At 52.6% G+C, this 6,999-nt stretch carries 5 protein-coding genes; 4 read left to right on the plus strand and 1 reads right to left on the minus strand.

Translation table 11 applies throughout. The features are described from left to right. Positions 1-15 precede the first annotated feature (15 nt). The 3 genes from AC2FNE_RS03105 to AC2FNE_RS03115 are packed head-to-tail and all read left to right on the plus strand — an operon-like array spanning position 16 to position 3,547. Positions 16-1,044, plus strand: coding sequence for an ABC transporter permease (locus tag AC2FNE_RS03105; RefSeq protein ID WP_170604543.1), 1,029 nt, complete (start codon positions 16-18; stop codon positions 1,042-1,044). Next, complete coding sequence (locus AC2FNE_RS03110) at positions 1,041-2,195, plus strand: ABC transporter permease (protein ID WP_170604541.1); 1,155 nt, start codon at positions 1,041-1,043, stop codon at positions 2,193-2,195. Before AC2FNE_RS03105 ends, AC2FNE_RS03110 begins: the two co-directional genes overlap by 4 nt. Next, positions 2,192-3,547, plus strand: a complete 1,356-nt coding sequence (locus AC2FNE_RS03115; RefSeq protein ID WP_170604539.1) for a CoA transferase — start codon at positions 2,192-2,194, stop codon at positions 3,545-3,547. The genes AC2FNE_RS03110 and AC2FNE_RS03115 overlap by 4 nt, the downstream gene beginning before the upstream one ends. 85 nt (positions 3,548-3,632) lie before the next feature. On the opposite strand, the gene AC2FNE_RS03120 is transcribed toward AC2FNE_RS03115, so the two are convergent. Further along, on the minus strand, positions 3,633-5,993 hold the full coding sequence (locus AC2FNE_RS03120) for a mechanosensitive ion channel domain-containing protein (protein ID WP_170604537.1): 2,361 nt from the start codon (positions 5,991-5,993) through the stop codon (positions 3,633-3,635). A gap of 382 nt (positions 5,994-6,375) precedes the next feature. On the opposite strand from AC2FNE_RS03120, the gene AC2FNE_RS03125 reads away from it, so the two are divergent. Beyond that, positions 6,376-6,999 (plus strand): glycosyltransferase family protein (locus tag AC2FNE_RS03125; RefSeq protein WP_496804755.1); only part of this gene is annotated, 624 nt, incomplete at its 3' end.

Below are 6,999 nucleotides of genomic sequence, written 5' to 3' on the forward strand. Positions count from 1 at the left end.
GTCAGGAGCAGCCATATGGTCATGCTGCGCTACGCAGTGTATCGCTTTTTCACGATGCTGCTGACGCTGTTGGTGGTCTCGGTCCTGATTTTCGTAATTATCAACCTTCCACCAGGCGACTACCTCAGCAATCAGATCGCGGAATTGCAGGCCTCGGGCCAGTCTGCCGGTGTGGCTAAGGCAGAGTTCCTAAGAAAGGAATATGCTCTGGACCGTCCAATGTGGGAGCAATATTTGATCTGGATGGGTTTCTGGCCGGGACCGCATGGTTTCGAAGGCTTATTGCAGGGAAATTACGGTTGGTCGTTTGAGTTTGACAGGCCCGTGTCCGAGATTGTAGGCGACACGCTTTGGCTAACCGTGGTGGTTAATCTGGCAGCGATCCTGTTTGTATACGCTGTTGCGCTTCCTCTTGGTGTCTTGGCCGCTGCTCGGTCCAGAACGTGGATCGATTATACCTCTGCTTTCGTGGGGTATCTTGGACTGGCAACACCCAACTTTTTGTTGGCTCTTATCTTGTTCTATTACGGGCACCGGTATTTCAACCTACCAATCGGTGGCTTGATGGATCCAATATACGAAGGCCAACCGATGAGTTGGGATAAGCTGAAATCCATTCTGGTTCACTTGATCGTCCCGACATTTGTAATTGGCACTTCTGGCGCGTCGGCAATGATGCAACGCCTGCGGGCAAACATGTTGGACGAACTCGGTAAGCCTTATGTGGAAACTGCTATTGCAAAGGGCATGTCCCCGTCGCGGATGCTTACAAAGTACCCACTGCGTGTGGCCTTCAACCCATTCGTCGCGGACATCGGCAACCTCTTGCCGTCAATGGTCTCAGGTTCGGTTCTGGTTTCGGTTGTCCTTGGTCTTCAGACCATTGGTCCGACCCTATTGACGGCTCTAAAGACGCAAGACCAATTCTTATCAGCCTTTATTCTGATGTTCGTGGCACTGCTAACACTTATTGGCACCATGATATCGGATATTCTTCTTGTCATGCTGGACCCACGCATTCGATATGAGGGGCGTGAAGCATGACCGACAGACCAGACGACCGTTTCGTAGACGATGCCCCGTTCGACCCAAACGCATCCATACAGCAATTGGAGCGCGCGGATCTTGATGCCCCGAACTGGGTTCTGGTTTGGCGGAAGTTTAAAACCCACAAACTTGGCTTGATCTCAGGCATATTCCTGTTGTTTTGCTATCTGATGTTGCCCTTTGCAGGGTTCATTGCACCCTATGGGCCTAATGACCGAAACGGGGAACATCTTTATGCACCGCCGCAATCCGTCAACTGGTTCCACGAAGGGGAATTTGTAGGCCCATTTGTTTATCCCATTGTAGCCGAGGCTGATCTTGAAACTTTTCAATGGAAGTTTGTTCCTGATACCGAAGATCCACGCCCAGTTCGGTTTTTTTGCGAAGGATCGGAATACAAACTAGCAGGGCTGATCAAGACGGACACCCATCTTTTCTGTGCGCCTGAAGGTGCGACTTTGTTCCTTTGGGGATCAGATCGCCTTGGTCGTGATGTATTTAGCCGAATTTTATACGGCGCTCAGCTATCGTTGACAGTTGGCCTAATCGGAATTTCGGTGTCGTTCTTTCTAGGCATTCTTTTCGGATCTATGGCTGGGTATTTTGGTGGCAAGATCGACTGGGTTATCAACCGTGTTATTGAAATCCTCCGCTCATTGCCCGAATTACCTTTGTGGCTCGCTTTATCCGCTGCTGTTCCATCGAACTGGAGTCCTGTGGCGGTGTTCTTCATAATATCGATTATTCTGGGCATCCTCGACTGGCCTGGGCTCGCCCGATCCGTTCGTGCCAAGTTTCTGTCGCTGCGAGAAGAAGAATACGTACGTGCCGCCGAGATGATGGGGGCAAGTTCGGGTCGGGTGATCCGAAAACATTTGCTGCCGAATTTCATGTCTCATCTTATCGCCTCGGCCACGCTTTCTATCCCCGCGATGATCCTAGGTGAAACGGCACTCAGTTTTCTTGGCCTCGGTCTGCGTGCCCCAGCAGTAAGTTGGGGTGTGATGCTGAACGACGCGCAGAACCTAGCGTCGATCGAAATTTACCCTTGGACTGCAATCCCAATGTTGCCAATCATCGTTGTTGTTTTGGCATTCAACTTCCTTGGTGACGGCCTGCGCGACAGTTTGGATCCGTACCAACAATGAGCCTTCTTGCCTCTCTCCCGGCCCCCGGTACTTTTGAGTCTGCGGGCACAGGCGACCTGCCCAGCGCCTTTGCTGTTTCAGAGCTGGCGACATTGAGTTACGCCGCTGTGGGGCAAGAACTTTCCCGTCTGATGACAGTAACAAACCTGACCGCGAATAGTCAGTCGGTGTCAGTTGACCATCGTCTTGCCTCGCTATGGTTCGGCGAATCCTTTAAACCTGACGGCTGGCAGATGCCAAGCTTGTGGGACGCCGTTGCCGGGGATTACCGTGCAGCGGACGGCTGGATCAGATTGCACACCAACCTTCCTCACCACAGGGCGGCCGCGCTGGGGGTTCTAAAAGCCGAAGTAGATCGGGAATCTGTGGCTAGGGCTATTCGCCGATGGACCGTTGCCGATCTTGAAAGCGCGATCGTTGCCGAAGGTGGCGTCGCCGCCGCCATGCGAAGCCGGGCTGAGTGGCAGGACCATCCTCAGGGCCGGGCAATTTCTCGCGACCCGCTCATAGGCTGGCAGTCTCCAAGAGGCGTCAAGCTTCGTGATCGACCACAAGCATCCGTAAGCCGACCCTTGGCTGGGTTAAGGGTTTTGGACATGACACGCATTTTGGCCGGGCCTGTGTCGACCCGAACACTTGCCGGTTTCGGAGCAGATGTTTTGCGTATTGATCCACCTGGCTGGGACGAACCGGGGGTCATAACAGGTGTTTCTTTGGGTAAACGTTGTGCCTATCTGGATTTGAAATCGCAATCAGGGCTGGATCGCCTGAGAGAGCTTCTTGCCCAAGCAGATGTATTTATTCACGGTTATCGCCCCGGCGCCCTGGATTCGCTCGGCCTGACTAAAACCGCACGTGACGGTTTGGCTCCGAACAGAATCGAAGTTACTCTGGATGCTTACGGTTGGCAGGGACCTTGGGCCAACAGACGCGGCTTTGACAGTTTGGTGCAAATGAGCTCAGGCATTGCGCACGCCGGAATGGAATGGGCTAACGCTGATAAACCTACTCCGCTACCAGTGCAGGCATTGGATCATGCGACGGGCTATTTGATGGCGGCGGCAGCGCTGTCCGCAATGGCCGAAGCTGCGTCTGGACACACAGTCATGACAGCACGCCTTTCCTTGGCTAGGACTGCCGAACTGTTGGCCAGCTTAGCCAAGACCGGCACTGAGGGAAACATTACCACCGCTTCAATTGAGGATTACTCTCAAACGCCGGAAGATACAGGATGGGGGCCCGGTCACCGCCTAAAGCCCGCTTTAACCGTTGGACCCGCAAACATGCGTTGGAATCTGCCCGCTGGTCGGCTGGGCACTTCTGCCCCGGAATGGGCTTCACTCGGCGATTGAATTTTGCGCTGGGCCAAGTAATCCCGAAACACCAAAACAGCAAAAGCTTTATTGACGAAGTATGCCAAGGCGTCTTGGACACTCCCTAGCGATCATCTCCACCAGGGCCAATGTCATCAAGGTAATCTTCATCGATGGCGGCCTGCACCGCACCAGTCACTACCTCGCGCTGCTTGGGTGACAAATCCTGAGCTTCCTTTTCATCAGCCAGTCGAACCGTTACCTCGCGGTGGGCGAACCGGATACCTTCCCGTGCAAAGAGTTCGCGAATTTCCTGGTAGACTTTTTTCCTCACCAACCACTGATCGCCGGGTTTGGTCATGAATTTTACGCGGATAATCATGGCTGAATCCTGCATTTCAATCACACCCTGCGATTTCAATGGCTGGATAAAGTTTTCTCCGATTACGGGGTCGCTCAACAACTCTTGACCAAGCTTCTTAATCAGCTTTCGAACCTTTTCCACGTCAGTGTCATAGGTCACGCGCAGCGGCAACTTCATAATAACCCAGTCGCGAGAGTAATTCGTCAGCACTTTGATTTCGCCGAAAGGAATGGTGTTGAGCGCTCCCAAATGGTGGCGCAACTGAAACGATCGCACCGAAATCTTCTCGACCGTGCCTTTTACGTCGCCGATATCAATATATTCTCCTTTGCGGAAAGCATCATCCATCAAGAAAAACGCACCCGAAAAGATATCACGCACCAGCGTTTGCGAACCGAAACCCACGGCTAAACCGACCACACCTGCACCTGCAAACAATGGGCTGACGTTGATGCCTAGTTCCATCAGGATGATCAGCGCGATTGTGACGACAACAACCGCCAGAATGGCCCCACGGAACAGTGGAAGCAGCGTGGCCAGTCGGCTCTGTCCGCCTTCACCGCCTTCGTCGCCCAGCTCTGCTTCGACACCGCCGTCATCGGACTCTTCTGCGATTTTTGTGTCGATCCAAATACGGAAAAAGTGAAAAAGGATATAACCTATAAACAGGATCACCATCACATCCAGAGCCCGTTCGATCGGCAGGTCTTGGCTCCAATCGGCATCCGGGTACCAGATCACCACCAGTGCATACGCGCCTACTACAAAGGCAAGGATTCCTGCCACACGCCGGGCAAGGTCTTCGTAGGTCAGAAGATAGTGCTTTCGCAATTCAGCTTCTTCAGTTTCGAGAACTTCGCTTTCACCTTCGGGAGTTTCGGAGTTCAACTCTTCGATCATACGGGAACGATCGAAGTACCTTTCCAGCAGATAGTTCATTGCCCCATAAGCTATGACCACGGACATAAAGATCAGATATGTGCTGGCGATTAACGGTAGCGGAATCGGATTTTCCAGCGCCAGATCCACCGCAAGTCTGAACCAGCTGAACACAATATAGACAATCAAAGCAGGTGCCCAGGCAAAAGACACAAACCGCAGTAACCAAGAAACCTGGTCTGCAGCTCGCCCACCTCGTATTGCATGAGAAATGGCGCGGGCGTTGAACAGGATCATAAGGATGTTCCCAAAGGCACCCACCAATGTCAGGATGCCATATACCATTGCATAAACATTATAGTTCAGCCCGAAATCCGCCACCCAGGTGGAAAACATCACCACGATGATGTCAAAAGTAGCCAAGCCCGAAGCCCAAAAATAAAGCCTCTTTGCGTGCCGGTCCGAGAATGGTGGCAAACGATACTGGCTTAGATAAGGTGACAATACCATTCGCCACAGATCTGAAACCGTGCGCGACAGAAAATATGCCGTAAAAATGGCTGTAACCGTAAACTGAACCGAAATATCTTCGGTTCTGCCAAAAACCAGAAAACCAGCCACAAGGGCAAAGAGCATGGCAAAAATTGTCGCCCCGATCCCTGTTAAAAAACGCATCACCAGAAAGGGCATTTTCTCGCGATAGCCGATCGGGTTTTCCTTAATCCGCGACACAACATAGCGACGGGCAATTCGCTTGCCGTAAATTTCGATGGACAGCCAGCGCCCCACCAGCAGGAACAGAATGTTCCAGCCCAAAAGCTCGACGTAGAACTGGATACGGCCATCCGGGCTCGTGTTGCGCAGGATGTATTGCACCTCGAATATCGAGTAAGGCAGCGCCTCAAGCCGGGACTCCAAAGCCGCACGGAATTTCGAGAACCGCTCTTGCGCCTTCATCAACTGCGAACCGGCCGCCATGGGGTCGGACGATGTTTCATCGCCGGGTTTACTATTTCCAGTCGCCGAAACAACTTGTCCCGTACTGTCGATAACTATTACGCTGGCACCTGCTTCTGTTGCGGCTCGGATCGCTCCGGCCAAATCACCTTCAGGCGCTGCATCCTCACTCGTTCCAGAAGTATAGCCTGGGATCAAAGAACTCTGCGCTGTGGCCTCGGTGGGCAGACCCATTGTTACGGACCAAAGTACCCAGACCAACGCGGCCAAGAGTTTCAGTTTCATAGTTTTTTCATCCAGTTCAAAGTTGACGGATAGAGTACATAAGCTTTCGGTGTGGTTCAAACCTTGTGCTAAGGCTTCCCGAATTCGTGTTTTGTCCGTGTTCCGAACGCTATGCTTGGCATAAACGGTTTTCAAGCCAATGAAATTTGAATATGACCGCCAATAAAGTGCATTAGTGGCCGGCTCTTGCCGAGTGCAGGGGTCATATGTTGCGCTACGACGGATAAATAGGTCAGACAAACAAAAGGATCGCATTTTCCTACTCGAAGTGTCTGGCGTATTGACAAGTGGCGATTTGCCTCTTTTGCAAGTGGCGGCAGAAGATGTACGATAAAGGGTGCAAACGCGCGGAGTTGCATCGAAACCTGAAGCAGGCAAAGGCATGAGCCTAGGCAAAACAAACGAAAATAAAGGCCGCGCACCGCGCATCCTATTTTACAGTCACGATACGTTCGGTCTGGGCCATTTACGGCGCTCTCGCGCTTTGGCTTCTGCGTTGACACAGGCAGATCCCAGCGCATCGGCTCTGATTCTGACCGGTTCGCCAGTTGCCGGTCGCTTCACCTTTCCGCAACGTGTCGATCACGTGCGATTGCCCGGAGTCACCAAAAGAGCCGACGGATCATATGCGTCGCAGACCATTGGTATGGGCATAGATGAAGTGACCGAGTTACGATCGAATCTTATCAAGACGGCCGTCCAGCATTTTGATCCTGACGTGCTGATCGTTGACAAAGAACCCACCGGCTTCCGCGGTGAATTGCTGCCGACGCTTGAATATCTGGAAAACTCGTGCAGCACACGGCTGGTGTTAGGGCTTCGTGATGTTCTGGACGAACCCGAAGTTTTGGCCGCTGAATGGGAGCGGAAAGAGGCGCTAATCGCGACCGAAAGGTATTACGACGAAATCTGGGTGTACGGGCTTCGCTCTGTCTACGATCCGACCATCGGCTTGCCGCTCAGCCCTGCTGCACAAGCCCGCATTCATTGGACAGGTTATCTGCGA

The sequence above is a fragment of the Ruegeria sp. YKSD179 genome (assembly GCF_059612885.1).

What these genes read in the sequence shown, in the direction of transcription:
- AC2FNE_RS03115 (WP_170604539.1), top strand. Translation starts at nt 2,192, where the DNA reads ATGAGCCTTCTTGCCTCTCTCCCGGCCCCCGGTACTTTTGAGTCTGCG.
- AC2FNE_RS03120 (WP_170604537.1), bottom strand. Translation starts at nt 5,993, where the DNA reads ATGAAACTGAAACTCTTGGCCGCGTTGGTCTGGGTACTTTGGTCCGTA.
- AC2FNE_RS03110 (WP_170604541.1), top strand. Translation starts at nt 1,041, where the DNA reads ATGACCGACAGACCAGACGACCGTTTCGTAGACGATGCCCCGTTCGAC.
- AC2FNE_RS03105 (WP_170604543.1), top strand. Translation starts at nt 16, where the DNA reads ATGGTCATGCTGCGCTACGCAGTGTATCGCTTTTTCACGATGCTGCTG.